1 protein-coding gene is annotated in these 237 nt (G+C 47.3%); it reads right to left on the bottom strand.

Translation table 11 applies throughout. The annotated features are described in order from the left end of the window. On the bottom strand, positions 1-237 hold a 237-nt coding region (locus GYA94_RS27980; RefSeq protein WP_218031623.1), incomplete at both ends, for a hypothetical protein.

Raw genomic sequence — 237 nt, 5'->3', positions numbered from 1 at the left:
GATATAGTCACTTGCGTAGGTGTGCCGCTCGTAAAATCTATAGATAATGTATCAGTGCCTGTTTGGGTCTGCGTTGTACCGCCAGCGAGCGAAGTATCTATGGCCATAGTGTCTACCCATCCCGTAAAGCTTGGAGCTTTGGCCCAAACTTGCAAGTCTGTTACGTATTGATTTATTTGCCCTCCTGCTAAACAATACACACCATTCAAAAACATCTGGCTGGGCGGCAAGTCCCAC

The sequence above is a fragment of the Pseudomonas juntendi genome, from assembly GCF_009932375.1.
GTDB classification, from domain to species: Bacteria; Pseudomonadota; Gammaproteobacteria; order Pseudomonadales; family Pseudomonadaceae; genus Aquipseudomonas; species Aquipseudomonas juntendi.
Note: the sequence above shows the minus strand (reverse complement) of the source record. Positions and strands in the feature narration are given on the sequence as shown.